Below are 26,611 nucleotides of genomic sequence, written 5' to 3'. Positions count from 1 at the left end.
ATTTGTTTTTTAAGCCTAGACGAGGAGGAACAATAAAATGAGCAAACCCGAACTCGAGATGATTACCGGCATGACCTGGGGATGGACCGGAGTAAGAGGGACCTGGGAAGGCCCCGATGCCGAGCATTCCATGAACGAAATGGCCAAGCTGAACGTCGGCTGGGCCGGAATCACGCTGGGAGCGATGCAGGCGACGGCGCAGTCGACCGAAATCACGTACTGGCAGGAGCCGACCGTCACGGACGGAGAAGTCCGCGCCGCGATCCGCCGGGCGAAGGAACTGGGCATGAAGGTGGTCATGAAGCCGGTAGTCAACTGCGCGGACGGCACCTGGAGAGCGCATATCAACTTCTTCGACATGGACATCCCCGGCGAGCCGACCTGGAGCCAGTGGTTCGCTTCCTACGGAAAGTTCATCCTCCACTACGCGGAGATCGCCGAGCAGGAAGGCTGCGAGATGCTCTGCATCGGCTGCGAGATGGTGCAGACCGACAAGCGCGAAGCCGAATGGAGGGCGCTGATCGCCGAAGTCCGCAAGGTGTACGGCGGCCTGATCACCTACAACTGCGACAAGTACCAGGAGGGCAATGTGAAATGGTGGGATGCGGTCGACATCATTTCCTCCAGCGGCTACTATCCGATCGGAGAGTGGGAGCGGCATCTCGACCGCATCCAGGAGGCCGTTTCTCCTTACGAAAAGCCGTTCTTCTTCATGGAAGCCGGCTGTCCGAGCCGCGAAGGCTCTCCGCTGCGGCCGAATGACTGGTCGCTTCCCGGAGCTCCGTCCGGCGAAGCGCAGAAGAGTTATTACGAGGCGATGTTCAGCGCCTGCGAGAAGCGCGGATGGGTGCGGGGCTTCATGCTTTGGGACTGGCCGGCAAGGCTGTACGGCGAAGAGGATGCTGCGGCCAACGACGATTACTGCATGTACGCCAAGCCTGCCGCGGCGGTCGTGAGGGATTACTACGGACGGATTTAAGCGCAGGCTTTTATTTTCACGAAGGAGGATATATACGATGATCGAATCCATGAACGCCGAATGGCGCGCGGAGCTGGAGAAGGAGCTGAAGGAGAACATCCTCGGCTTTTGGAAGAAGCATACGCTCGACGAAACGAACGGGGGCTTCATCGGCGAGATGAACGGAGCCGGTGAAATCGTACCCGGGGCGCACAAGTCGCTCGTGCTGAACGCCCGCATTCTATGGACGTTCGCGGCGGCCTATCGCCGCTACGGCCAGGAGGACGATCTGCGCATGGCGGAGCTCGCGCTCGAGCAGCTGAAGACCCGCTTCAAGGACGAGGAGCATGGCGGCTTCTACTGGATGATCCATCCCGAAGGCGGCCCTTCCGAGGATAAAAAGCAGGTGTACGGGCAGGCCTTCGTCATTTATGCGCTGGCGGAATATGTCCGTGCGACGGGCAATCGGGAGCCGCTCGGCCTCGCCGAGGAGATATACCGTCTCCTGGAGCGGTACGCCTATGATCCGGTCCATACCGGCTACATCGAGGCTCTCGCCCGGGATTGGAGCGAAACGGACGATCTCAGCCTGAGCGGCAAGGACCTCAATGAGCGCAAATCCATGAATACCCACCTTCACGTGTTGGAAGCCTATACGAACCTGTACCGGATCTGGAAGCCGGAAGGGCTTCGCTTGAAGCTCAAAGAACTGATCGAGGTGCATCTGGACCGGATCTTGGACAGCAGAGGCAGCCACTTCCTGCTTTTCTTCGACGACGAATGGAATTCGCAGGCCGCAGACGTTTCCTACGGCCACGACATCGAAGGCAGCTGGCTGCTGTGGGAAGCGGCGGAGGTGCTCGGAGATCCGGAGCTTGAAGCCCGCGTCCACAAGGCTGCGCTGGCGATGGCGCATGCGACGCTCGAGGAAGGAACGGATGCCGACGGAGCTGTTTTCAACGAGCTGCATGGAAATGGGAAGCTGGACGACAGCAAGGACTGGTGGCCGCAGGCCGAGGCGATGGTCGGGTATCTGAACGCTTATCAGCTCTCCGGCGAAGAGCGGTATCTGGAGGCTTCGCGGCGCAGCTGGCGGTTCATCCAGGAGAAGATCAGCGACCGCGAAGGCGGCGAGTGGCATTGGCAGGTCAGCCGCGACGGCGTGCCGAACCCCGTGCAGCAAAAGGTAGGAGCCTGGAAATGTCCTTACCATAACAGCCGCGCCTGCCTGGAAGCAGTAGAGCGTTTGGAATCGCTAACAAAAAGATCTCGTTAGCATAAGAGATGACAATAAAAACAAACGCAGTTCATTTTTTTGCAAGACCGCAAGGGCTAGAATAGGTCATGTAAGCGATAACAGAAAACGGTTTCGAACCGAAGACCGGAAAACCCGCATAATTCCGCACATTATATTTTAGGGGGCAAAAAAACATGAAAAAACCGCTTTTGGTCACAATGACAGCCGTCCTCTCCCTGTCCATGCTTGCCGCATGCGGCAACAATGACAACAGCGGCAACGCCGGCAACACAGGCGACACGGGCGCGGCCAATACGGGAACGGCATCCAATACGAATGCCGGCGGCACGGGCGAAGCTGGCGGCCTGAAGGGCACGCTCAAAGTGCTGACGCACCGCACCGACTACATCAACGACGGCACGATGGACAAATACGTCAAGAAGTTCCAAGAGAAAAATCCGGATGCGAAGGTTGAATTCGAAGGCCTGACGAACTACGCGACCGACATCAAGACGCGCCTGACGACAGGCGAGACGGGCGACGTGCTGATGGTGCCTGCGGGCATGCCGGCTACCGACTATCCGAAATATTTCGAGCCGCTTCCGGACTCGATGTTCGACGACGTCTACTTCGCGGACAACAACGCCTTCGAAGGCAAGCGCTACGGCATCACGACGGGCGTCAATACGCAAGGCCTCGTGTACAACAAGCAGGCGTTCAAGAAAGCCGGCATCGACAAGGCGCCGACGACTCTCGACGAGCTGTACGCCGACGCGCAGAAGCTGAAGGACGCCGGAATCATCCCGCTCTACATGAACTTCGGCGCTCAATGGCCGATGGGCACTTGGGGAGACGGCTCCGCGTTCTATGTTGCAGGCGAAGCGGACCTCTCGGCCAAGATGGCCGCCGATCCGGCTCCGTTCCAAATGGACAATGCCTGGGGCCAGCTGGCTCAAATCGGACGTGAATTCATCAGCAAGGGCTGGGTCGAGAAAGACCTGTACACGAACAACTGGGAAATGTCCAAGGGCGAAGTGGCCAGCGGCAAAGCCGCCATGTACTTCCTCGGCAACTGGGTCATTCCGCAAGTCGAGGCAGCCGGCGCCTCCTCCGACGACATCGGCTTCGTGCCGTTCCCTTACGACAACAGCGGCAAGCTGAACGCGCCTCTGGGCTCCGACTACATGATCGCCGTCAGCAAGAACAGCAAGAACAAAGAGCTCGCTACCGCATGGGTCGACTTCTTCGTCAAAGAATCCGGTTATGTGAAAGACTCCGGCTTCATGCCGATCATCAAATCGGAAAAAGCGGAGTCCCCGCAGCTGGCCGAGTTCCAGGCGACGAACCCGACGTTCATCGAAGGCCTGCCCAACGATCCGAAATTCGCGGAAATCGCGAACAAAGCGCAAATCGGCATCGGCACGGGCAACTACATCCAGGATCTGCTGATCTCCAAGGATCTGAAAGCCGGCCTGGACGACCTTAACAAAAAATGGGCGAAAGCCAAAACGGATCTGGGCTACTAAAACCGGATTCCCCGCCAAGCAGGCTCCCTCATCGGGAGCCTGCTTTTTTTCGTCATCTTCGCCCGTGGCTCTGCTTGAGCCGGCAGCGGCTGTCCTGACGCATTTGCCCCGCCGGTTGCACCGGCGGCCAAGCTCCGGCTCCTTGCCGCCTTGCAATGGCTTGTTTGTTTGACGGGGGGACCGGGTGGTAAAATAAGTAGTGTAAAGGGTTGAAAAGCAAACATTCAATGTGGAGGCGATGTTCGGAATGACGGTACAACTGCAGGGACTTCAGGATACGGCCGAGCTGCATAACGGCGTGCGCATGCCGCGGCTGGGACTTGGCGTCTGGAAAGTCACGGAGGAAGGCCAGGTCGAGCAGGCGATCAAGGATGCCGTGGACGCCGGCTACCGCAGCATCGACACCGCGAAGATCTACGGCAACGAAGAAGGCGTCGGCCGTGCGATCGCGGACGTTTCCGTGCCGCGCGACGAGCTGTTCATCACGACCAAGGTTTGGAACGCGGAGCAGGGCTACGACAGCACGCTTGCCGCTTTCGAAGAGAGCCGCCGCAAGCTCGGCCTCGACATCATCGATCTGTATCTGATCCATTGGCCGGTCAAAGGCAAGTATAAGGAAACCTGGCGCGCTCTGGAGCAGCTGTACAAGGACGGCAAAGTGCGCGCGATCGGCGTCTGCAACTTCCATGTGCATCACCTGGAGGATCTTCTCCAGGATGCGGAGATCAAGCCGATGGTCAACCAAGTGGAATATCATCCGCTGCTCGCCCAGACCGAGCTTCGCCAGTTCTGCCAGGATCAAGGCATCGTGCTGGAAGCCTGGAGCCCGCTGATGCAGGGCAACCTTGATGTGCCGCAGCTGAACGAGCTGGCGGACAAGTACGGCAAGACGCCGGCGCAGATTGTGCTCCGCTGGGACTTGCAGAACGGCGTCATTACGATTCCGAAATCGACGAACGAGAAGCGGATCCGCGAAAACGCGGACGTATTCGACTTCGAGCTGTCCCATGAGGACATGGCTCTTATCGAAGGGCTGAACCAGAATAAGCGCTTCGGCGCCGATCCCGACAACTTCGACTTCTGATTCATGGCGGGACGGCGGATAACGGGCATATCCAAGGCGCACACTAAGGACGCCCTCCTCTTGACACTCTCAACTGTAACTGGTATTATTACAGTACGAAACGGGGTGGCCGTCTCGCATGAACAGTGAATTTACGATTGCCGTCCACAGCCTGGTGCTGCTGGCTTACTTGCCGGAAGGCAGCGCCTCCAGCGAAACGATCGCCGAGAACGTGTGCACCAATCCGGCCCGCGTCCGCAAGGTCATGGGTTATCTCAAGCGCAGCGGCTATGTCGCCACGCGCGAGGGCTCCGGAGGAGGCTACCGGCTTCTGATGGATCCAGCTGAGGTGACGCTGAAGGATGTGTACCGGACGATTGCGCAAGGGTCGCTGATGCCGAACTGGTGCTCGGGCGATCCGGATTGCGATTGTCTCGTCGGATCCAACATGAACGAGGTCATGAACCGTATCTTCTGCACGGCCGAGCAGCAGCTGGAGGATTACTTCTCCGGCCTGACCATCGCCGGCGTGCTCAAGGACATCCATAGCTGCGATTCATGTTGAGCGGCATCCGGGTCAGATGGATCAACTATTTAACCGAGAGGATGATTGAACATGGCAGTAGCACTGACAAAAGAAACCTTCAATGAATCCGTGCAATCCGGCGTGTCCCTGGTAGACTTCTGGGCTCCTTGGTGCGGACCTTGCAAAATGCAGCTTCCGATCGTCGAAGAGCTCTCCACGGAGCTTGCCGGCACGGCAACGATCGCCAAGATCAATGTCGACGAAGAGCCTGAGCTGGCTTCCCAGTTCGGCGTCATGAGCATCCCGACGCTGATCCTGTTCAAGGACGGCCAACCGGTCGACAAAATGGTCGGCGTGCAAAGCAAAGACGCCCTGAAAAACAAAATCCAAGGCCAGCTGTAAGCTTCAGCCTTGCGGCTTGCGCCGCCGCCGCTCTCTTCGGCACCAGCCGCGACGCGGCGGCATCAGCGCAAAAACAACCCCGGTCCTGCGCCTCGCGGCGAAGACCGGGGTTTTTTGCTGATTTCCCTTCGGCTTCTTTTCGAGCTTGTCGATATCGCTCCTGCATCTGGCGCATAAGCTCGCCGAAAAGCCTTGCTCCTCCAAAGGAGGGCAAGGCTTTTCGGCATGAGCCGGATTCTAGGCCAGAGGGCTGCGCTGCAGCAGGCGGCGGATGGAGCGGTCCGCCTCGCGGAGCGTCACGTCCTTGTCGACAGTCAGCATGACGCCTCGGTCCATAAGCACCTTGCCGTCGACGATCGTCGTCTCGACATCCGCGCGGGTGGCGGAGTATACGATGCGGGAGATGATGTCCACATCGAAGGAAGGGAAGGTGTGGAACTGGTTCAGGTTGAGGATGGCCAGGTCGGCTTTTTTGCCGACTTCCAGACTTCCGATATCCGCGCTCATGCCGACCGCCTTGGCTCCGCCGATCGTCGCCATGCGGAAGACGCTGCGCGCGTCCATGGACGTCGGTCCGTGGACGGGCTTCTGGATGAGGGCCGCCAGGCGCATCTCGTTGAACATGTCGAGATTGTTGTTGCATGGCGCTCCGTCGGCTCCAAGGCTCACGCTGATGCTCGTATCGAGCATGTCGGGAACCTCGGCGATGCCGGAAGCCAGCTTGAGGTTGGAGCCGGGGCAATGGCTGACATGGACGCCGCGCTCGCGGATGATCCGCTTCTCGTTGTCGTCCAGCCAGATGCAGTGGGCCAGGATCAGCCGGTCCGTGGCAAGCCCGATATGATCGAGGTAGGCGATGTTGCGCATGCCGGTCATCTGCTCCACCAGCTCGATCTCGCCGAGATTTTCGGAGGCATGGGTATGGACGTTCACCTGATAGCGATCCGAGAGGCTCGCAACCTCGCGGAGCAGCTCATCCGTGCAGGACACGACGAAGCGCGGGGAGAAGGCGTAGCGGATCCGGCCGTTGTCGTGCTGATGCCATTTTTCCAGCAAGTCGACGCTCTCCTGCAGAGAGGCTTTCGTCTCCTCCTGCAGCGGCAGCGGAATGTCGCTTCCTTTGCGGTCCATCATGACCTTGCCGGACAGCGCGCGGATGCCGCTCGCAGCGATGGCCTGGAAGGCCGAGTCCGTGTGATGGACGGTCTCCATGTCTACGATCGTCGTTGTGCCGCTCTGCAGCAGCTCGCCGATGCCGAGCATGGCGGAGTAATAGATGGACTCCTCGTCATGGGCTGCTTCCAGCGGCCAGATGCGCTTGCGCAGCCAATCCAGCAGCTCCAGATCGTCCGCCTTGCCGCGGAACAAAGTCTGGCACAGATGGATATGGGTCTGGACGAAGCCGGGGATGACGGTGCGGCCGGAAGCGTCGATGACGCGGTCGGCGCCGCTGGCGTCGAGATCCGGGCCGATCGCGGCGATCCGGTCGTCCTCGATCCGGATGTCTCCGTGCACAATCTCTTCGCTCGCATTCATCGTGACGATCTGGGCGTTCCGGATCAAAATCGTGTGGGGCATGGAATCTCCACTCCTTCAAAACTAAAAATAGCCGCGAATAAAATACGCCGAGGGGCATATTTTTTTCGTAGCTAGAAATTTACGGTTTCCGGTAGAAACCCTGAACCCTATCGTCCAGGATATACGAAATGAGACGTATTTATGCGGTTGTAGGACCAGAATACTGCAATGTCAGCTTCAATGTCAAATCATGTGAGGCCGGGTCGGCGCTAAGGGCTCGGCAAGGTCCAGGCAGGGCATCGAGTACCGGAGAGGGGCGGCGGCATGGGCGAAAGCAGGCGCAAGGCGAACCGAAGCCAAAGGACAAGCCGATGGCTGAAGGCCGGACGGCGGGGTCGGTCGAAGGAAGGAGGATCAGGGAAGGCGGGAGGAGAGTGGTTGGAGCCTCCCTTGTCGGGACTGGGCGGGTGGCTATGGCTCGTCCAGCTCGGCCTCGCTCTTCAGCTGGCTGTGTTCGCGGCGCAGCTCGCCGGGCTGATCGGCTATTTGTTCGCGGACGGAGGCTGGCCGGCGATCGCCGACAGCCAGGCGGCCGACTATCATCCGCTGATGGTTCCGCTTGCCGTCTACGAGCTGGCGGAGCTGGCCGTGCTGCTCCTGGCCACGGCGATGATGCTGGCCGGCTTCTACCGCAGGCTGCAGGCCTTCCCTGCCTGGATCGCCCTGTATCTGCTCGCCTGCCTGGCTGCGGTCGCGCTGGAATGCGTGTTCATCCTGCTCATGCCTGCAACGAGGGAAAGCTTCCTCCAGAATTCGCTTCCGGCCCTGCTGCGGACGGCGGTCTTGGCCGCGGTCTGGATTCCCTACTTCAGGCGGTCTCTCCGGGTGAGGAACACGTTCGTCCATTGAACAGCCTTTGCCGAGAGCGTCGGAAGCCTTTGCCCGGGGTATATAGAGCTATAAGAACGATTCGAACGAAGGAGGAATTTCCTTATGCGCATCCTAGCCGTCATCCTCATTATCGCCGGCCTTATTTTCGGCATATCCGGGCTGTTCGATCTCGTCGTCAACTCGGTCAAATTCGTCTTCTACATTCTAGCCATCCTGCTCCTCATCGGAGGCATTGGAATGATGTTCAGAAGGATCAAGTCCTGACCCCGCGATTCCGAAAATCGCGGCTTTCCGAAGAAACGAGGCCGATCGACGGCTTCGTTTCTTTTTTTGTCCGTCGGCTGCCGAAACGCCGTCCGGCCTGTCGGATCAAGGCGGTAAATATATCCTCCATCCTTATATTCAGAGCCAAATCCAAATGATAGAATAGAGGGGGTTTACTAGAGAGGAGCGTTTCTCATGAAAAGAATCCATCTATCGCTGAAGGGCCGCCTCGCCTTCGCCCTCGCTTTCCTGCTGCTTATCGGCGGCGCGGGCGCCGCTTATGGCGCAGAGACAGCGGTTCAGCCTGATGACTATCATATCGTCGCTCTGGGAGACTCCATCACCGTCGGGTACGAGCCCAAGGTGGAATACACGGTTGCTTCGCCTCCTTACGGCTACGCCGAGCGGCTGTACGAGCAAGCGCTGCTGCATGGACGCGCTTCGCTGTCCAACTACGGAATCGCCGGCTTGAAAAGCTCCGGCCTGAAAGCGTTTGTAAGCGCCATCGGTTCGGGAACGCCGATAACGGCCGAGGCCATTCAACCGAGCCTTCCCGATCCGAGAACGAACGAGTTCGGAGCGGCGGCCGCAAAGATCCGCCAGGAGCTCGCGTCCGCCGATCTCGTCGCCCTCACGATCGGCGGCAACGACGTCTCCGCGCTGCTGACGAGCGCGTCCGCCTTGTCGGATGCCGATCTGGCGGCGAAGGTCGCCTCCCTCCTGACCGAATACACCGGCAATATGACGGCCGTAATCGACGCTCTTCATGAGATCAATCCCGATGCGTCCATCGTCATCGCCGACCAGTACCAGCCGCTTCCGGTCATCGGGGGCAAGGAGCTGTACGCCAAGCTGACGAGCGCGACGGATGCTTTCACGGCCAATCTGGACAAGCTCGCGGCGGGCTACTCCGCCCAGGGCGCGGATGTCAAGGTCGCCCATGTCGCCAAGGAATTCGTCGGGCGCGAAGGCGTCCTCACCCATATGATCAAGGACCGGGATTTTCATCCGACGCAGGAAGGGTACGCAGTTATCGCCGGCACCTTTGCGGCGGCGGTATGGGGAGCCGGCATCGACCTGGCTGCTCCTGCGGCAGGTTCGCCGATGAACATCTATGCCGTCGGCAGGAAGCTCGACACCCCCTATAAGCCGGTGCTCAAGAAAGGCGTCAACTACATCGCCATCCAGGATATCGTGCAGGCCGTAGGCGCGAAAACCGTATGGGATGCCAAAACGTCGACGGCCAACATCAAGTACGGCAGCTTGACGGTCGGCGTGAAGATCGGCGCTGCGACCGTGACCGTCAACGGAGTCGCGGTTCCGGTCGATTCTCCGGCCTACCTGCAGCAGGTAGGCAAGGAGTCCAAGACGTATGTGCCGCTGGCTACTGTGGCCAAAGGGCTTGGCTTCGGCGTGACCTACATTGCTCATCTCAAAACGGTATTTATCAATCCATAGCTTTTTTGTCCCGGCCATTTTGCGGCCCGTCCAGCGTGTTCCTTCCGGAAGCGCCCTGCGGCGGGCCGTTTGGCTTGAAGGATGATGTCCATATTAAGGAATACGATGGCAACGATGGCCCCGACGCGTCATCCGACGGAGAATGCCGGACGTGTACCTGATGAGAAGACAAATGCCGAGAGGAGGCCGAGGAATGGGGAACTGGCTGGCAACGCTCCGCAAAGGCTACGGCCGCAAGCTCGCCGGCATCCATTCGCTGAACGGATGGATCGTCTTTCTGCTGGCGGTGTCGGGGCTTATGCTGTTCGGAGGCTACTGGAGAGGCGTGCTCGGAGAAGGCCGCGTCTGGCTGAAAGGAATCCATATTGTGCTCGGCGTCGCCTCCTTGCTGCCGATGGCGGCCTATGCGCTGCTCGCTCCCAAGCACTGGAAGCAGCTGCGGGGCAAGCCGTGGCAGAGAGCGAACGTCATCGTCGTGCTGGCTCTGCTCGGCGGCTGGCTGCTGTCGGGAATCGTGCTCTGGCTGCACCGGCAGCTTGGTCCCGGCTGGGCGAATCCGGCTCTGACCTGGCATGACTTGCTGACCTGGATCGGCCTGCCCTACGTGCTGTACCATTCCATCACCCGGCTGAAATGGCTCAAGCAGGCTGGCCGCCGCACGGTCCGCACCGGCAAGGAGGACGGTCTGCATCCGGCCGCCTCTACGGAAGCGCTCATGTCCAGACGGACGTTCATCCGGACGGCCGTAGGGGCGGGCATCGCGCTGGCGGTCGGGCCCTCCTTCCTGCAGTGGGCGGGGAGGGCTCTCGGCAGCGCCGGCGGAGCGTCCTCGGAAGAGCTGGCGAGCCGCGATGCCAACAGGCTCATCCCCGCTCCGCAGCCGCTGCCGGCATCGCTGCCTCCTCAAGGAGGCGGGGCCAAGGGCCATTTCCGCGTCTACACGGTCACGCCGATTCCGTCCTTCACGAACGCGGACTGGTCGTTCACGGTAGACGGTCTGGTGGAGAACAGCTTCAACTGGAACTGGGAGCAGTTCGTCGAGCTGAAGCGGACCGTCCAGGTCAGCGACTTCCACTGCGTGACGGGCTGGTCGGTGTACGGCAATACGTGGGAAGGCATTCCGCTGAAGCTGCTTCTGGAGAAGGCCGGCGTGAAGGAGGGGGCGGCGACGGCGAAGTTCTACTCCGGCGACGGGGTCTACACCGACTCGCTGACTCTCGAGCAGGCGGTCATGGAAGATGTCATGGTGGCCGTCCTTCATGACGGCAAGCCGATCCCGAGCGATCTCGGCGGTCCTGTCCGTCTTATCGTGCCGCGCATGTACGCCTACAAATCGGTGAAGTGGCTCAATCGCATCGAGCTGATCAAAGGCGACCATACGGGGTACTGGGAGGAGCGGGGCTACAGCAAGGACGCCTGGGTGTGACGGGAACGGTGCTGCGGCGAAGCGCCTTCGTGTGACGGAAGCGCTGCATGCGGCAAGGATGCCCGTGTGTGACGGGGACGCCCCCTGCGGCGCTTTCTGGACGATAGAATCCGGATGGATGCTGTTCATGAAAGCAGGGACTTTCTTGGGGGAGCCGCAGCCACCAAGAAAAGGATGCCTTGCTTTTTTTGTGCTTCCATTGGCTACGAATAGCTGCTCCGCTGGACTGGGCATCTTGCTCTAGCAGGCAATGCGGGACGGTCTTGCCGTCGCATAAGCGTTCGCTTCCTTTATTGATGCAGCTTAAAGCCGCCTTTCGGCGGCTTTTCGCTTTGGACGGGTTTCCAACTCGGCAGCCGGAGTCGCGGCTGTTTGCGGGTGGTCGGAAGACGAGGACAGGCTTCAGTCGGTTTTCTTCTTTTTGCCCGTAAAATTAGTGACGGATTTGACATCCTCCACCACGTCGTTGACAAATTCCATATTTTGGTTCTTTGCATGGCTGTGCGACGTTCCTTTATAGTTACCTTGATGGGACTTGTTCTCCATGAGCGGCTCACCTCCCGCCGTTAGTATGGTTCGGGACGGGCCTGCCGATACGGCAGGGGGCCGCGGACAGTCCATCCGGAAAGGAGACTGACAGCATGAATCTCATCTCGAATCCATTCCGCAGCCGCCCGGAGCGGCGGCTGCGGCATCTGATAGCCGGCTTGATGCTCGGCTCCCTGCTCGTCGCCGCCGGCTGCTCGGGACCGCAGGACCAAGGGGAGCCGGCGCCGTCAGCCGCGCAGGCGACCGGAACGCCGACTCCATCGCCCTCCGGGCAGGACGACGCGGGTCCTTCGCCCGCCTCCATGCTGGAGCGCGGCAGCAAGGCTCTGGCGGAAGTCCGGAATTTCGATCTGGACATGGAGCTCACGCAGCAGATGGTGACGGACGGGGACACGACGTCCATGTCCATGAGCAATAAAGGCTCTATTTTCCTGGAGCCGCTCGTCCTGAAGCAAGTCACGGTCAATGATTTCATGGGCGACCAGTCGACCATCGATTCGTACCTGAACAAGGACGGCTACTACATGTACGATCACTCCAATTCGTCCTGGAGCCGGATGCTGGCCTCCGAAGTGCCGAAGATCAAGGCGACGCTGTCGGACTTCCAGATCGCACCCTCCAAGGAGCTCGACAAGATCAAGCCGCATGCAGCGAGCTTCAAGGCTTCCTCCAAGGAAGGCGTCCGGACGCTGGCCTACAGCGGCGACGGCAAGGACGGGGCCGCCGAGGCGCTCGTGCGCGATCTGCTTCGCAGCACGATGGGAACCGACGAGATGGATGCGGCCATCCGGGATTCCATCCAGGTCGTCTCGCTTGCGTATACGCTTGAATTCGATGAGAAGACGGGACTGCTGATGCGGCTGAAGGCCGATGCGGATGTCACGATTGAATATGATGAAGGCAATCCCTCCAAGCTCCATCAGGAGCTGACTTTGGATTACGGCAGCTGGAACGGGGCGAAGGCCGTGCAGGTGCCGGAGGAAGCACTGAACGCTCCGGAGGTCATGCCTGCCGACCAGGGACTTCTGGATGCGCTTGGCGTGGAGGAAGGCGAGCAGCCTTAGATCGGACGGCCGTGGAGTATTGTTAGTTTGGACCCGGCATTTCCGCTTGGGTCGAGCGGATTAGGATGCCTTCATAGCCCAGGGCGGTCGGCATCCGTTAAACCGTTCAGGGATGGAATCCTTGATGAACCCTATCCCAGATGGATACCATCTATGAATCCTGTTTGTTGTCCTCAAGCTTCCGGCGCTTCTGCCCGGAAGCTTTTTTGCATCTGCTGCCGGGCAGCCATCCGGGTGGTGGGAATAATTTTCATTGCATAAGAACATACATTCTCGTTTATAATAAAATAAGAATATATGTTCCTATACCGAGGGGGTCATGGCATGGAATTCCGGAAGTGGATCGGACGTGAAGTGGAGATGATTTACGAGGACGCGAAGGGCAGCTTGAGCCGCCGGCTCGTACGCGTGGAAGGGCTTAGCGGGAAGCATTTGAAGGCTTTCGATCTGGCCAAGCGGCAGCCGCGCACGTTCCGAACGGATGGAATTCTGGCGCTGATGCCGGCCGCCCGCCGCGCGGTCTGAGCAGGGCGGTCTTGACCCGCCTCCTTTCGCTTCCATTTCTGCAAGTCCGAGGGGCCGCCCAAGCCGCGGCTTTTCTTTTTAAATTGCACGATGTCATGTATAATGGCTCCTAGAGATCAAGCCTAACGGTTTCCCCGCCTTATGCGGCGGAGAACGTTCGCGTAGAGAAGAGAAGAAGGGATGCGCGCTTGATATCCTTTCTTATCGGACAAGACTTTGAAGGAGTTGTTTTCATTGGCGCTCTCATGTGGCATCGTCGGTCTTCCCAACGTGGGCAAATCGACGCTTTTCAACGCAATCACTCAGGCTGGAGCGGAATCCGCCAACTATCCGTTCTGCACGATCGACCCTAACGTCGGCGTCGTGGAAGTTCCCGACGAGCGGCTGGATAAATTGACCGAGCTCGTCGTGCCGAAGCAGACCGTGCCGACCGCATTCGAATTCGTGGACATCGCGGGCCTCGTCGCCGGCGCCAGCAAAGGCGAAGGGCTCGGCAACAAATTCCTCGCCCATATCCGCGAAGTGGACGCCATCTGCCATGTCGTGCGCTGCTTCCAGGACGAGAACATCACCCATGTGTCGGGCAAGGTCGATCCGCTGGGAGACATCCAGACGATCAACCTGGAGCTGATCCTGGCGGACATCGATTCCGTCGACCGCCGCATCGACCGCTCCCGCAAGAACATGAAGGGCGGCAACAAGCAGTACGCCCAGGAAGTCGAAGTGCTGGAGCGGATCAAGGAAGCCCTCTACAACGACCAGCCGGCGCGCAGCGTCGAGCTGAGCGACGAAGAGAAGACGCTCATCCGCGACCTTCACCTGCTGACGATGAAGCCCGTGCTCTATGCGGCCAACGTGAGCGAGGAAGAAGTCGCCGACGCCGAAGGCAATCCGTATGTGAAAATCGTGCGTGAATTCGCCTTGGCTGAAAATGCCGAAGTCGTGCCGATCAGCGCGAAGGTCGAAGCCGAAATCGCGGAGCTTGAAGGCGAAGACAAGGCGATGTTCCTGGAGGAGCTCGGCATGGAGGAATCCGGCTTGAACCGCCTCATCAAGTCCGCCTACAAGCTGCTCGGCCTGTACACGTACTTCACGGCCGGCGTGCAGGAAGTCCGCGCCTGGACGATCCGCAAGGGCATGAAGGCGCCTCAGGCTGCCGGCGTCATCCACACGGACTTCGAGCGCGGCTTCATCCGCGCAGAGGTCGTATCCTATGACGATCTTGTCTCCGCAGGCTCCATGAACACCGCCCGCGAGCGCGGCCAGCTGCGCCTCGAAGGCAAGGAGTACGTCGTCAAGGACGGCGATGTCATGCATTTCCGCTTCAACGTGTAGCGCGGATTCAAGAACCGAGGGAAGCCGATTCATCCGGCCGCCCCTTGGAGCAGACAGCCCTGCCGCCGATTATCGGCGCGCAGGGCGTTTTGCGGTGCGCCGGGAATCTGGACCGGCCGCCTGTTTTTCCACGGCTTAACCATTTATGAATAAGTCTCATATATGGTATAATGGATGTCAGGACTTTTTTTACAGAATATCACTAGGGGTGAAGTCAGGTGTTGGACCGTCTACAAGCGCTTGCGGACCGGTACGAAAAACTGAGCGAGCTGCTGTGCGATCCTGATGTAGCCAGCGATCCCAAGCGGCTCCGGGATTTGTCGAAGGAACAATCGGATCTTCAAGGCGCTTACAGCGCTTATACGGAATATAAAGAAGTGCATGCCCAGTACGAGGACGCCAAAGCGATGCAAGGCGAGAAGCTCGACGACGAGATGCGCGAGATGGTCAAGATGGAGCTCGAGGAGCTGGGCGAGCGGCTCGCCGGGCTTGAGGAGCAGGTTCGCGTCCTCTTGCTGCCCAAGGATCCCAACGACGACAAGAATGTCATCGTGGAGATCCGCGGCGCGGCGGGCGGCGACGAGGCGGCGCTGTTCGCTTCCGATCTGTACCGCATGTACACCCGCTTCGCGGAGACCCAAGGCTGGCGCGTCGAGCTCATGGATGCGAGCGAGAACGATCTTGGCGGCTTCAAGGAAGTCATCTTCAAGATCACCGGCAAGGGCGCGTTCAGCAAGCTGAAGTTCGAGAGCGGCGCACACCGCGTGCAGCGCATTCCGGTGACGGAATCCGGCGGCCGGATCCATACGTCCACGTCCACCGTGGCCGTCATGCCGGAAGTCGAGGAAGTCGAGATCGAGATCCACGACAAGGATATCCGTGTCGACACGTTCTGCTCCAGCGGAGCGGGCGGCCAGTCGGTCAACACGACCAAGTCCGCCGTGCGCGTGACGCATGTGCCTACCGGCATCGTCGCCACCTGCCAGGACGGCAAGTCGCAGAACGACAACAAGGCCAAGGCGCTGCAGGTTCTGCGCGCCCGCATCTATGATATCCACCGTCAGGAAGAAGAAGCCAAGATCGCCGGCGAGCGCAAGAGCAAAGTCGGCACGGGCGACCGCAGCGAGCGGATCCGCACGTACAACTTCCCGCAAAGCCGCGTGACCGATCACCGCATCGGCCTCACGCTGCATCGCCTCGATTCCGTCATGAACGGCGACATGGGCGACATCGTCAATTCCCTTTCGCTCGCCGAGCAGGCCGAGCTGCTGGAGCGCGAAAATCTCGCCTAAGCGGGATTGAGGCGGCTTCGAATTGCCGGCAGCAGCTTCATGCAGCGCAGTGAACAGCGGCATGCACAATGCGCGACATACGCCCCAAGCCCGCCGATCGGGATGGGGCTTTTTTTTCATCAATGCGCAGGCCATCATCCTTCAGGAGGCTCGAAAAGATGAGCGACAACGATCTAGGCCGGGCGGCGGAGCCTTTCCGCCAGGAAGCAGGAACTTCGATTCAGGCCGCCCGCAAGCTGGCTGAGGCCTATCTGGACCGGTGCGGCGTTGAGGAGGCGGGGGACAACGCCTCCCTGCTGCTTCAGCATATTCTAGGCTTGAACCGGGCGGAGCTGCTTCGCGACGGCCGGGAGGCGTTCCCGCCGGAGCGGCTGGCGGCTTGGGAGGAAGCCGTCACCCGCAAGGGGCGGGGAGAGCCCGCGCAGTATATTGTAGGGGAGCAGTGGTTCTATGGCCGGCCGTTCGCCGTCACCCCGGCGGTGCTGATTCCGCGCCCCGAGACGGAGCTGCTCGTGGAGGCGGTGCTGCATGCGGCGGACAGGCTGTGGCCGCATGCGGGAGGTTCGGCTGCAACGGCGGCATCGCCCGAGGCATTGCCGGGAAGCGCCGAGCCTGCCGCAACCACCCTGCGGCCTGCCGGTCTGGAAGCGCCTGCCTCCGCTGCCGCGCCCGTCGTCCTCGACGTTGGCACGGGCAGCGGCGCGATCGCCGTCACGTTGGCCGTGGAGCGCCCGGCATGGCGGGTGCATGCCTCCGATCTGTCTCCGGATGCGCTGCGCACAGCCGAGGGCAACGCCCTCCGTCTGGGAGCTGCGCTGAGCGCGTTTATTGAGGGAGACCTGCTGCAGCCGTTTCTGGCTTCCGCCGGGGGGAGCATGGAGGGACTCGAAGTCGACGTTCTTGTGTCTAATCCCCCCTACATTCCAGCCGGAGATTTGCCGGGGCTGCAGCGGGAAGTCAGGGAATTCGAGCCTAGGCTTGCCCTCGACGGCGGGGAGGACGGCCTCAATCCGTACCGCGCCATGGCGGAACAGCTCAAATCTTTGACGCGGCTTCCGTCGGTCGTGGGCTTCGAGCTCGGCATCGGACAAGCCCGGCAGGTCGCTGCGCTGCTTGAAGAAATCGGGCATTGGGACGACATCTCGATCGTGACCGATTATGGAGGCATCAAGCGCCATGTAATCGCAGTCAGGACGACAGGTTCTGAAAGCTAGAAGACGATGATGTACATGTTCAGGAGCCAAGCTGCGAAAAGTAGAGGCCGATGCCATATCCGCGATCAGGGACAGGGCTGGCGCGCTGAAGCTCTGTCTTTGTCTGCGGCACAGGGAAAGGGCATCCCCAATTGTATGCCGGCCGCAGAGGACGGCCTTTGCAGCCTAAGCTCGCTTGAAAAATGGCTAGTGGAGGGCGGCTCGGACTGTCTTCGGCTGCTTGCCTCCCCGTTACAGGCCAGCCTTCCCCGATTCAAGCCCTCTTAATCTCGCAATCTTCGAAATTCGGATTTGCAGGCAAGGTATAGAAGAGCGGAGAGCGGACATACTGGAGCATAGAGACGTTCCGGAACGCAAGCGGCGGTGCCGACGGGTGCCCGAGAGGAGCTTGTGCAATGTCCGTTCATTCCTATACTTCGGTGACCCGCCCTTATCCGTCCGCAGCTTCCCGTCCTTATCCGGCACCAGCCCATTCCTACCGATTCCCGTTCCGCCTGTCCTACCTGTACCTCATCGTCTGTGTCGCCTTCCTGATGATGAGCTGGGAAAATGTCCGCAACGACGCCGCTCTGGCCCAAAGCTCCATTCCAAGCGAGGCCATCCGGCTGCGCATCCTCGCCAACTCGGATTCCGCCGTCGACCAGGCTACGAAGCGCGTCGTGCGCGATGCCGTCGTGAAGGCGATGAACGGCTGGGCGGCAGGGCCTCAGACGATCGAAGAAGCCCGCGCCACGCTGCATGCCCATATGGGGGAGATCGAAGTCATCGTAGCCCGCACGCTGGAGGATCGCGGATTCTCCTACAGCTACAAAGCCGAGCTTGGCCAAGTGGCTTTTCCGACCAAAGTCTACGGCGAGCAGGTTTATCCGGCAGGCGATTATGAAGCGCTCCTCATCACCCTTGGCGAAGGAAAGGGCCAGAACTGGTGGTGCGTCCTTTTCCCTCCGCTGTGCTTCTTGGACTCATCGTCCGGAGACGCGGCTCCGAAAGCGGAAGCTGCTGCTGCGGTCGCGGACAGCAAGCCGGACCGGCTGTCGCAAGCCGATGGCGGCAAATCCGCCTCGGCCAAAGCCGATGCCCCTGCAGAAGCAGGACAAGCCCCGGAGGCGAAGTTTTTCATCTGGGAGCTGATCGAATCGTTCTTCTCCTTCCTGCGCGGTCTCTTTTCCTGATGGGCCGGGCGGGAGCTGCCCGGTGTCCGAGAAGGAATGGAAGAGGCGCCTTTGGCAGACGACGATGTCCGTTCAGCCGGAATCCGTCCCTGCTGCCGGATGGCATGCCGGCCAAGCGGCTTGATCACTGCGTTCACCCCTTTCAATGACGATGGGATCTGCCTTCCGGCGGGTGCGAGCAGTCTTTGCAGGGGGTGTTTTCGATTCTTGCCCGCAAGGAGGGAAGGCATTGAAAGGTTGGTAACGCGGCGGCGCGAGAGGTATACTGTAGCTATATCGCCGGGGGCTTCCGCGGCAACTCCGGATGAGAAGGAATGGAATCGAATGACGACGACAAGCACGATTTATTGGAGAAGCGGAGCGGCGGGAGCTGTTTCGGCAAAAGAATTGCAGGAAGCGGCCGAACTGCTGCGTTCCGGCGGAACGGTGGCCTTTCCGACGGAAACGGTGTACGGCCTCGGCGCGGATGCCCGCAGCACGGCGGCGGTAGAAAGCGTGTTCCAAGCGAAAGGGAGGCCGTCCGACAATCCGCTGATCGTCCATATCGCCGATGGGCGGCAGCTGGAAGGTCTCGCTGCGGGCTTGACGGAGACGGAGCGCGGCTTGATGAGGTCCTTTTGGCCCGGGCCGCTGACGATCGTGCTTCCGGTGCTTCCGGATGCCGTATCGCCGCGCGTGACGGCGGGGCTGGATACCGTCGCGGTCCGCATGCCGGACCATCCGCTGGCGCTGGCTCTGATCCGCGAAGCGGGCTGTCCCGTCGCGGCCCCGAGCGCGAACCGCTCGGGGCGCCCAAGTCCGACAGCGGCCTCGCATGTGCTGGAGGATCTGGCCGGGCGGATCGGCGGCGTGCTGGATGGCGGAGCGACCGGAGTCGGACTGGAATCGACGGTTGTCGAGGCTGTCGGAGAGCGGTCGGTCCGCATCCTGCGGCCCGGCGGCGTAACGCCGGAGCAGCTGCGGGCGGCGGGGTACGCCGTCGAGTTCGATGCCGGAGCCGGCATTCCGGCCCTCGGGCAGCCGGCGTCAGGGTCTGCGGTCTCCGAGACCGCGGCTTCCCAGCCGGCGGCGCCCCGCTCTCCCGGCATGAAATACGCCCATTATGCGCCGCGCGGGGAGATGACCCTCGTATCCGGCTCGCCGGAAGCGGTGCGCGCGTATATCCAAGCCGAGGCCGATGCGGCATGTGCAATGGGGCTGCGCACCGGCATTCTCGCCTACGAGGAGACGGCGGCTTCCTACCGGGCCGATGCTGTCCTGGCCTGCGGCTCCCTCGGGAAGCTGGATAGCGCCGCCCGATCGCTCTACGCCGTTTTGCGAGAGTTCGACGAGCTCGGCGCCGAGCGGATTTGGGCAGAAGCCTGCCCGTCGGACGGCATCGGTCTTGCTCTGCTCAACCGGCTGGCCAAGGCCGCCGGCGGCAGGCAGGTCGATGCGGGCTGACTGCAGCTCCATCTGCGGGCTGACTGCAGCTCCATAAGCGGGCTGGCCTCAGCTTGATTTATTTTCCTGAAGCATCATAGGCTATCGGACATACGATCCGTTATTTCATGCAAATCGTGCGTTAAAATAATTTTAACGGACATAGGATCCGCTATTTCATGCGAATACATTGAAAACAGCGGGTTTCTGCCTAAATAGCGGAACGTATGTCCGTTAACTGCAAGGAAACCGGCTTTGGGGCGAAATAGCGGAACGTATGTCCGATAAACGGTAGGTTCCCCGCCATGTGCTGAATTTGCGATACCTACAAAACGCAATGGTTCCTGCTGGCTGCGTGGCTGCAGACCACGCACCACCCGCCGACCGAGCTCGGTCGAGCGCCTCAGGCCCTCGTCCCGCCGAGCAAGCTGGGTCCAGGACGTCAAACCTCGGTCGAGCGCCTCAGGCCCTCGTCCCGCCGAGCGAGCTGGGTCCAGGACGTCAAACCTCGGTCGAGCGCCTCAGGGCCTCGTCCCGCCGAGCGAGCTGGGTCCAGGACGTCAAACCTCACTCGGGCGAATCGGACCTTTTCCCGCCCAGCCAGCGCGCAAGAGCTCGTCCCGCCGAGCTCGGTCGAGCGCATCGGACCTCGCCCCGTCGAGCGAGCAGGTCGAGCGCGTCAGGCCCTCGTCCCGCCCAGCCAGCGCGCAAGACCGCGCCCTGCCGAGCGAGCCCGGTCCAGGACGCAAGACCTCGCCCGGGAGCATCGGCCCTCGTCCCGCCGAGCGAACCGAGCTCTGCGCCGCACCTCGCCCGACTCTTCGGGACAGGTCATAATCTCTCTCCTTGTCCGCATAAGCTGGATAGAACAAGCCAGCGTAGGTAAGGAGAGATTGCGCAAATGTTGGAAGCGGGACTGCATGAAGGACAGCTGCTCACTTTATTGATCATGGCGCTAGCTCTCGGGATGGATGCCTTTTCGCTGGGCGTCGGCATCGGAATGAGGGGCATCCGGATCCGGGACATCTTGAAGCTGAGTCTGATTATCGGCATTTTCCATGTCGTCATGCCGCTTCTGGGCTTGTACACGGGCCATTACATGAGCTTTCTGCTTGGTCACGTGGCGACGGCGGCTGCGGGAATCCTGCTCATCCTGCTCGGCGGCCATATGCTTCTCGCCGCTTGGAGAGGCGATGGCGAGTCGCCGTCCTTCGCGGACCACAGGACCGCGGGAGGCATGCTGCTGTTCGCTCTGAGCGTCAGTGTCGATTCCTTCTCCGTCGGAATTTCGCTGGGCATGTTCGCAGCCGACCTGATTCTCACCATCCTGCTGTTCGGACTGGCCGGAGGGCTGATGTCGGTAGCCGGACTGCTGGCCGGCCGGCGCATCGGAAAAAGCCTGGGGAGCTACGGGGAAGCGGCGGGCGGCGCGATTTTACTTACTTTCGGCATCCTCTTCCTGCTGTAGGGACATCCCGGCGGCAGGAGAAGCCGCTCAAGGGAAAAGGAGAGGGAGTCCATGCGCATCTTGTTTGTCTGTACCGGAAACACATGCCGTTCCCCGATGGCGGAGGCATTCCTGAGGGAGCTTTCGGCCGAGAGGGGGCTGCGGCTTGAAGTCCGCTCAGCGGGAGTATCCACCGTGGACGGATTGCCTGTATCGCGCCATGCGCTTCAGGTGCTGGAAAACAGCGGCATCGCTCATAAGGGCTCATCGACGCCTGCGAGCGAAGGCCTGCTTGAATGGGCCGATCTCGTGCTGACGATGACTTCCTCCCACAAGCAAGCGCTTCTGAGGCATTGGCCGGAGGCTTCCGGCAAAGTCCATACCTTGAAGGAATACTCCTTGCCGGGACGGGACGGAGCGGGCGGAGAGCTGGACAGGCACTACAGCGAAAGAATGATCGCCCGGTCGCTTGGCCGCCGTCCCGACGACGCTTTGGAACGGCGGATCCGGGAGCTGGAGCGCCAGCTTCCCCATCCGGACATCGCCGATCCGTACGGAGGCTCCTACGAGGATTACGCCCGCTGCGCGGAGGAAATCCGCGAGGCGCTGTCGGGCTTGCTGGAGCGTCCGGAATTCCAATCCCGGCCATCCGAAAGGAATGAGGGGTAGCGGGATCGGCAGCGGAACCGCTTCTTTTTCCGGACTCGCATCCATTGGGAAAAAGAGGCCCTGCAGAAGGCTTATCCATCATTGACTTTCCCTTTTCGTGTAAGCTATGATGAAGGCAAGAAACAACGGTTTCCGGTGTAACTGGCGACGAAGTGGGATTAACCACGATGGAGCATCGGAACATACGGCCGGTCGCCTGGGCAGAGAGCAAGCACGCAAACTTTTTTGCGCGCGTTGCTCTCTTTGTCATTTTGGGTAGTCTCGTCTAAAAGGCCTTCGGTCCGGTATAATAGAACCGAAACGGCGAACTTGTCCCTTGTTCCGGGAGCCGCTTGCAGCGGAGACGCTTGCAGCGGAGACGGAAGAGGGGCGGAGACAGGAGGATGCTGGAATGACGAATGGATCGAAGCCGGAGGCGGCGATAACCGCCGGGGTCGAAACGCTTGTGCGCGAGCTCGCCGGCGGCGGACGCCTGCGGGAAGGGCAGCTGCTCGTTCTCGGAGTGAGCACGAGCGAGGTGCTCGGCAGGCGCATCGGAACCTCGGGCAGCACGGATGCGGCAGCGGCGGTTTTTGCCGGCGTGGAGGCGGCGCGCAAGGAGATCGGCTTCACGCCGGTGTTCCAGTGCTGCGAGCATTTGAACCGGGCGCTCGTTCTGGAGCGTGCCGTTGCCGAGAGGCTCGGACTGGAGCAGGTCGCCGCCGTGCCGGTGCCTGGCGCCGGCGGCTCGATGGCCGCTTACGCCTACCGTCGCCTGGCGGATGCATGCCTCGTGGAGACGGTGGAGGCCCATGCCGGCATCGATATCGGCGAAACGCTCATCGGCATGCATTTGCGCCGGGTCGCCGTGCCTCTGCGTCCTTCCCTGAAGCAGATCGGCGAAGCGCGCGTGACGATGGCGTTCACCCGGCCGAAGCTGATCGGGGGCTCGCGCGCCGTCTACGAGCTGCCGGCAGGGGAGGAGCTGTCCGGCTCCGCCGGCAGCTGCGACTGAAGGGCGAGCCTGTCCTGGGCGCTGAGGTTCTAAACGCTGAAAGAACGAATGGCTTAAGCACAGTATTCTTAGGCACTGATGTCTGATCCCTGATGTTCGAGTCCGTTATTCCAACCATTGATGTTCCAATCACAGATGTTCCAATCGCAGATGTTCCAATCGCAGATGTTCCAATCACAGATGTTCCAATGACTGATGTTCTGATCACTGATGCATCCATTATGAGGGAGGACTTGATCCAACATGGAAAATCTCCGCAAGCAGGATCCTGAAGTATTGAAGGCAATGGGGCTCGAGCTGCAGCGCCAGCGCGACAACATCGAGCTGATCGCATCGGAAAACATCGTCAGCGAAGCCGTCCTTGAAGCGATGGGCAGCGTTCTGACGAACAAATACGCTGAAGGCTATCCGGGCAAGCGCTACTATGGCGGCTGCGAGCATGTCGACATCGTGGAGGACATCGCGCGCGACCGCGCGAAGGAGCTGTTCGGCGCCGAGCACGCCAACGTCCAGCCGCATTCCGGCGCTCAGGCCAACATGGCGGTTTACCTGGCTGCCCTCAAGCCGGGCGATACGGTTCTCGGCATGAACCTGGCCCATGGCGGCCATCTGACGCACGGCAGCCCGGTCAACGCATCCGGCCTTTATTATAACTTCGTCGCATACGGCGTCGAGGAAGACACGTTCACGATCGATTACGACAACCTCCGCAAGGCGGCCTTCAAGCATCGCCCGCGCATGATCGTAGCCGGGGCGAGCGCTTATCCGCGCATCATCGACTTCGAGAAGATCGGCCGGATCGCCAAGGACGTCGGCGCGCTCTTCTTCGTCGACATGGCGCATATCGCCGGCCTGGTAGCCGCCGGCCTGCATCCGAGCCCGGTGCCGCACGCGCATTTCGTGACGACGACGACGCACAAGACGCTGCGCGGACCGCGCGGCGGCCTGATCCTCACGACCAAAGCCTGGGCGGCCGCCATCGACAAGGCGGTCTTCCCGGGATCGCAGGGCGGCCCTCTGATGCACATCATCGCGGCCAAAGCCGTGGCTTTGGGCGAGGCTCTGCAGCCTGAATTCAAAACCTACGCCAAAAACGTCATCGACAATGCGAAGGTGCTGGCCGATTCCCTGTCGGGCAAAGGCCTGAACATCGTTTCCGGCGGCACGGACAACCATCTCATGCTGCTCGATACCCGCAACCTGAACATCACGGGCAAGGAAGCCGAGCATGTGCTCGATTCCGTCGGCATCACGGTGAACAAAAATGCGATCCCGTTCGATCCGACCAGCCCGTTCGTTACGAGCGGCATCCGGATCGGAACGCCGGCCGCGACTTCGCGCGGCATGGACGCGGACGCGATGCGCACGATCGCAGACGTCATCGACATGACCCTCCGCAGTCCGAAGGACGAGGCCGTCCTGGCCAAGGCCGGCGGCATCGTGCGCGAGCTCACGGGCCGCTTCCCGCTCTATACCGACATCAAGTATTAATAGGCAAGAAAACCCCGTCCGGCGGATTTTCCGCTGGACGGGGTTCTTTGCGTGGACAGCCGTTCAGCCGCCTTGCTCTGGGAAGCCGGACACAGCCTAATCATTCCGTATGCCTGCAGGGGAATAGGGGGCGGATCGAGCCGGCCAGCCTTGGAAAATGCGGAAGCGGGAGACAAGGACAGAGCCTGTCTGGAGCCGTCCGCTTCCGCAGCGATATTTTGCCTTCTACAATGCTTGATGCGCTCTCCCTTGGGGAATGCTATAATAGTTGGGATTATGCTCCGATGCTGTCGGAGAAAAGCAAATTTTAGCGAAATTCAGGAGGGCAACCCCCATGGGCAATCTGGTCATATGCGACCATCCGCTTATCCAGCACAAGCTGACGTATATTCGGGACAAAGACACCAAGACCAAAGACTTCCGCGAGCTTGTCGACGAAGTAGCCACGCTGATGGCCTATGAGATCACGAGGGAAATGCCCCTGGACACGATCCGGGTGGAGACTCCCGTCGCCGTGGCCGAATCCAAAGTACTGTCCGGCAGGATGCTCGGCATCGTGCCTATTCTGCGCGCCGGCCTGGGCATGGTCGACGGCATCCTCAAGCTGATTCCGGCCGCCAAGGTAGGGCATATCGGGCTCTCCCGCGACCATGACACGCTGCTGCCGACGGAATATTACATCAATCTTCCTACAGACGCGACGGAGCGGCTGCTCATCGTCGTCGATCCGATGCTGGCGACCGGAGGCTCGGCCAACGCCGCCATCGAGGCGCTCAAGAAGCGCGGCTGCACCCAGCTCAAGCTGATGGTGCTGATCGCATCTCCGGAAGGCATTCGCGCCGTTCAGGAAGCGCATCCCGAGATCGACATCTACGCCGCGGCCGTGGACGAGAAGCTCAACGAGAAGGGCTACATCATTCCGGGCCTTGGCGACGCCGGCGACCGGATGTTCGGAACGAAGTAAGGGGGAGAAGGAACCGCATGGAGAAGCTGAAAGTGATGACCGTCTTCGGCACGAGGCCGGAGGCGGTCAAGATGGCTCCGCTTGTGCTGGAGCTGCAGAAGCATTCGGAGCAGATCGAGCCGATCGTCTGCGTGACGGCCCAGCACCGCCAGATTCTGGACCAGGTGCTGGAGCTTTTCCGCATCAAGCCGGACTATGATCTCAACGTCATGAAGGACCGCCAGACGCTGACCGAGACGACCGTACGCGTGCTGGAGGGAATCGAGCCTGTGCTGAAGGAGGCCCGTCCGGATATCGTGCTCGTGCACGGGGACACCCAGACGACGTTCCTGGCCAGCTACGCTTCGTTCCTGCAGCAGATCCAGGTGGGCCATGTCGAAGCGGGCCTGCGCACCTGGAACAAGATGTCCCCGTATCCGGAGGAGATGAACCGCCAGCTGGCCGGCGTTCTGTCGGACGTGCACTTCGCGCCGACGGACTGGTCCGCAGGCAATCTGCGCCGGGAAAGCAAGCCGGAATCCGCGATCTATGTGACCGGCAATACGGCGACGGACGTCTTCCAGTATACGGTGGATCCGGAATTCACCCACCCGATGCTGGACTGGGCTGCCGGCAAGCGCCTCATCCTGATGACCGCCCACCGGCGCGAATCGCTCGGCGAGCCGCATCGCAACATCTTCCGCGCCGTCAAGCGCATCGCCGATGAATTCGACGACATCGCCATCGTGTACGCCGTGCACCCGAATCCCGCCGTACGCGAGCCGGCGCAGGAGCTTTTGGGCAACCATCCGCGGATCAAGCTGATCGAGCCGCTGGACGTGTTCGAGATTCACAACTTCTTCCCGCATACGTATCTGCTTCTCACCGACTCCGGCGGCATGCAGGAGGAAGCTCCTTCCTTCGGCATCCCGACGCTGGTGCTGCGGGATACGACCGAGCGCCCGGAGGGCATCGAGGCCGGAACGCTGGAGCTGGTCGGCACGGACGAGACCCGCGTCTACGAGCGGACCCGCGCGCTGCTTACCGACCAGGGAACGTATGAGCGCATGAGCCAGGCGGCCAATCCGTACGGAGACGGGGCTGCGTCGGAGAGAATCGTCGCCGCCATCCTGCATCATTTTGGCAGAGGCGAAAGACCCGAACCGTTCACACAACGTTCATAGTTTTCGGGGGAAGAGCGTCAACTCCAACAACGGCACAGCAT

The 26,611-nt window shown here is 60.8% G+C and carries 25 protein-coding genes and 2 riboswitches; of the genes, 23 read left to right on the top strand and 2 right to left on the bottom strand.

Annotation, left to right across the window (positions count from 1 at the left end; translation table 11 throughout):
- Positions 1–37: 37 nt before the first annotated feature.
- The 6 genes from CIC07_RS23230 (at position 38) to trxA (ending at position 5,712) form a co-directional block, all read left to right on the top strand.
- Positions 38–979: a glycoside hydrolase family 113 gene (locus tag CIC07_RS23230; protein ID WP_076357756.1), complete on the top strand. Its 942-nt coding sequence runs from the start codon at positions 38–40 to the stop codon at positions 977–979.
- A 37-nt stretch (positions 980–1,016) separates the two neighbouring features.
- Entirely contained in the window at positions 1,017–2,234 is a 1,218-nt protein-coding gene (locus CIC07_RS23225; protein WP_076357758.1) for an AGE family epimerase/isomerase, read from the top strand.
- 155 nt (positions 2,235–2,389) lie between these two features.
- Positions 2,390–3,721, top strand: coding sequence for an ABC transporter substrate-binding protein (locus CIC07_RS23220; RefSeq protein ID WP_076357760.1), 1,332 nt, complete (start codon positions 2,390–2,392; stop codon positions 3,719–3,721).
- Positions 3,722–3,968: 247 nt separating this feature from the next.
- A complete protein-coding gene (locus CIC07_RS23215) occupies positions 3,969–4,805 on the top strand; it encodes an aldo/keto reductase (RefSeq protein ID WP_094248428.1) in 837 nt (278 codons plus the stop codon).
- 118 nt (positions 4,806–4,923) lie between these two features.
- Positions 4,924–5,349: an RrF2 family transcriptional regulator gene (locus CIC07_RS23210; RefSeq protein WP_048748248.1), complete on the top strand. Its 426-nt coding sequence runs from the start codon at positions 4,924–4,926 to the stop codon at positions 5,347–5,349.
- 51 nt (positions 5,350–5,400) lie between these two features.
- Entirely contained in the window at positions 5,401–5,712 is a 312-nt protein-coding gene (gene trxA, locus CIC07_RS23205) for a thioredoxin (protein WP_048748247.1), read from the top strand.
- A gap of 237 nt (positions 5,713–5,949) precedes the next feature.
- Here the strand turns inward: trxA and CIC07_RS23200 are convergent, their stop codons facing one another.
- On the bottom strand, positions 5,950–7,290 hold the full coding sequence (locus tag CIC07_RS23200) for a 5'-deoxyadenosine deaminase (RefSeq protein WP_076357762.1): 1,341 nt from the start codon (positions 7,288–7,290) through the stop codon (positions 5,950–5,952).
- A gap of 48 nt (positions 7,291–7,338) precedes the next feature.
- Positions 7,339–7,437, bottom strand: a riboswitch (purine riboswitch).
- Between the two features lie 231 nt (positions 7,438–7,668).
- On the opposite strand from CIC07_RS23200, the gene CIC07_RS23195 reads away from it, so the two are divergent.
- The 4 genes from CIC07_RS23195 to CIC07_RS23180 all read left to right on the top strand — a co-directional run bounded on the left by CIC07_RS23195 (position 7,669) and on the right by CIC07_RS23180 (position 11,269).
- Positions 7,669–8,139: a DUF2569 family protein gene (locus CIC07_RS23195; RefSeq protein ID WP_157741973.1), complete on the top strand. Its 471-nt coding sequence runs from the start codon at positions 7,669–7,671 to the stop codon at positions 8,137–8,139.
- An 84-nt stretch (positions 8,140–8,223) separates the two neighbouring features.
- Positions 8,224–8,385: a hypothetical protein gene (locus tag CIC07_RS23190; RefSeq protein WP_157741972.1), complete on the top strand. Its 162-nt coding sequence runs from the start codon at positions 8,224–8,226 to the stop codon at positions 8,383–8,385.
- Positions 8,386–8,580: 195 nt separating this feature from the next.
- The gene (locus CIC07_RS23185; RefSeq protein WP_076357764.1) at positions 8,581–9,843 is read left to right on the top strand and encodes an SGNH/GDSL hydrolase family protein; all 1,263 of its coding nucleotides are present in this window, start codon (positions 8,581–8,583) and stop codon (positions 9,841–9,843) included.
- Between the two features lie 193 nt (positions 9,844–10,036).
- Positions 10,037–11,269, top strand: a complete 1,233-nt coding sequence (locus CIC07_RS23180; protein WP_175619193.1) for a molybdopterin-dependent oxidoreductase — start codon at positions 10,037–10,039, stop codon at positions 11,267–11,269.
- Between the two features lie 402 nt (positions 11,270–11,671).
- On the opposite strand, the gene CIC07_RS23175 is transcribed toward CIC07_RS23180, so the two are convergent.
- Positions 11,672–11,815, bottom strand: coding sequence for a hypothetical protein (locus CIC07_RS23175; protein ID WP_021881336.1), 144 nt, complete (start codon positions 11,813–11,815; stop codon positions 11,672–11,674).
- Between the two features lie 95 nt (positions 11,816–11,910).
- On the opposite strand from CIC07_RS23175, the gene CIC07_RS23170 reads away from it, so the two are divergent.
- The 13 genes from CIC07_RS23170 to wecB all read left to right on the top strand — a co-directional run bounded on the left by CIC07_RS23170 (position 11,911) and on the right by wecB (position 26,570).
- Positions 11,911–12,882, top strand: coding sequence for a DUF6612 family protein (locus CIC07_RS23170; RefSeq protein WP_076357766.1), 972 nt, complete (start codon positions 11,911–11,913; stop codon positions 12,880–12,882).
- Between the two features lie 324 nt (positions 12,883–13,206).
- On the top strand, positions 13,207–13,407 hold the full coding sequence (locus CIC07_RS23165; RefSeq protein ID WP_076357767.1) for a hypothetical protein: 201 nt from the start codon (positions 13,207–13,209) through the stop codon (positions 13,405–13,407).
- Between the two features lie 234 nt (positions 13,408–13,641).
- Positions 13,642–14,742 carry a redox-regulated ATPase YchF gene (ychF, locus tag CIC07_RS23160; RefSeq protein WP_048748243.1) on the top strand — a complete coding sequence of 367 codons (1,101 nt, stop codon included), beginning with the start codon at positions 13,642–13,644 and terminating at the stop codon, positions 14,740–14,742.
- Positions 14,743–14,960: 218 nt separating this feature from the next.
- On the top strand, positions 14,961–16,034 hold the full coding sequence (gene prfA, locus CIC07_RS23155; RefSeq protein ID WP_076357768.1) for a peptide chain release factor 1: 1,074 nt from the start codon (positions 14,961–14,963) through the stop codon (positions 16,032–16,034).
- 158 nt (positions 16,035–16,192) lie between these two features.
- A complete protein-coding gene (locus tag CIC07_RS23150; RefSeq protein ID WP_083688225.1) occupies positions 16,193–17,248 on the top strand; it encodes a N5-glutamine methyltransferase family protein in 1,056 nt (351 codons plus the stop codon).
- A 395-nt stretch (positions 17,249–17,643) separates the two neighbouring features.
- Complete coding sequence (spoIIR, locus tag CIC07_RS23145; RefSeq protein ID WP_083688227.1) at positions 17,644–18,420, top strand: stage II sporulation protein R; 777 nt, start codon at positions 17,644–17,646, stop codon at positions 18,418–18,420.
- A 324-nt stretch (positions 18,421–18,744) separates the two neighbouring features.
- Complete coding sequence (locus CIC07_RS23140; protein WP_076357769.1) at positions 18,745–19,863, top strand: L-threonylcarbamoyladenylate synthase; 1,119 nt, start codon at positions 18,745–18,747, stop codon at positions 19,861–19,863.
- 880 nt (positions 19,864–20,743) lie between these two features.
- Positions 20,744–21,310, top strand: coding sequence for a manganese efflux pump MntP (locus tag CIC07_RS23135; protein WP_048747642.1), 567 nt, complete (start codon positions 20,744–20,746; stop codon positions 21,308–21,310).
- Positions 21,311–21,361: 51 nt separating this feature from the next.
- The gene (locus CIC07_RS23130) at positions 21,362–21,958 is read left to right on the top strand and encodes a low molecular weight protein arginine phosphatase (protein ID WP_076357770.1); all 597 of its coding nucleotides are present in this window, start codon (positions 21,362–21,364) and stop codon (positions 21,956–21,958) included.
- A gap of 127 nt (positions 21,959–22,085) precedes the next feature.
- Positions 22,086–22,167: riboswitch (ZMP/ZTP riboswitch) on the top strand.
- Between the two features lie 182 nt (positions 22,168–22,349).
- Positions 22,350–22,952, top strand: a complete 603-nt coding sequence (locus CIC07_RS23125) for a TIGR01440 family protein (RefSeq protein WP_076357771.1) — start codon at positions 22,350–22,352, stop codon at positions 22,950–22,952.
- 243 nt (positions 22,953–23,195) lie between these two features.
- Positions 23,196–24,443, top strand: a complete 1,248-nt coding sequence (locus CIC07_RS23120) for a serine hydroxymethyltransferase (protein WP_076357772.1) — start codon at positions 23,196–23,198, stop codon at positions 24,441–24,443.
- A gap of 334 nt (positions 24,444–24,777) precedes the next feature.
- Positions 24,778–25,407, top strand: coding sequence for a uracil phosphoribosyltransferase (upp, locus tag CIC07_RS23115; RefSeq protein ID WP_048747635.1), 630 nt, complete (start codon positions 24,778–24,780; stop codon positions 25,405–25,407).
- Between the two features lie 17 nt (positions 25,408–25,424).
- Entirely contained in the window at positions 25,425–26,570 is a 1,146-nt protein-coding gene (wecB, locus tag CIC07_RS23110; protein ID WP_094248272.1) for a non-hydrolyzing UDP-N-acetylglucosamine 2-epimerase, read from the top strand.
- Positions 26,571–26,611 lie beyond the last annotated feature (41 nt).

Source organism: Paenibacillus sp. RUD330, assembly GCF_002243345.2.
GTDB lineage: Bacteria > Bacillota > Bacilli > Paenibacillales > Paenibacillaceae > Paenibacillus_O.
Note: the sequence above shows the minus strand (reverse complement) of the source record. Positions and strands in the feature narration are given on the sequence as shown.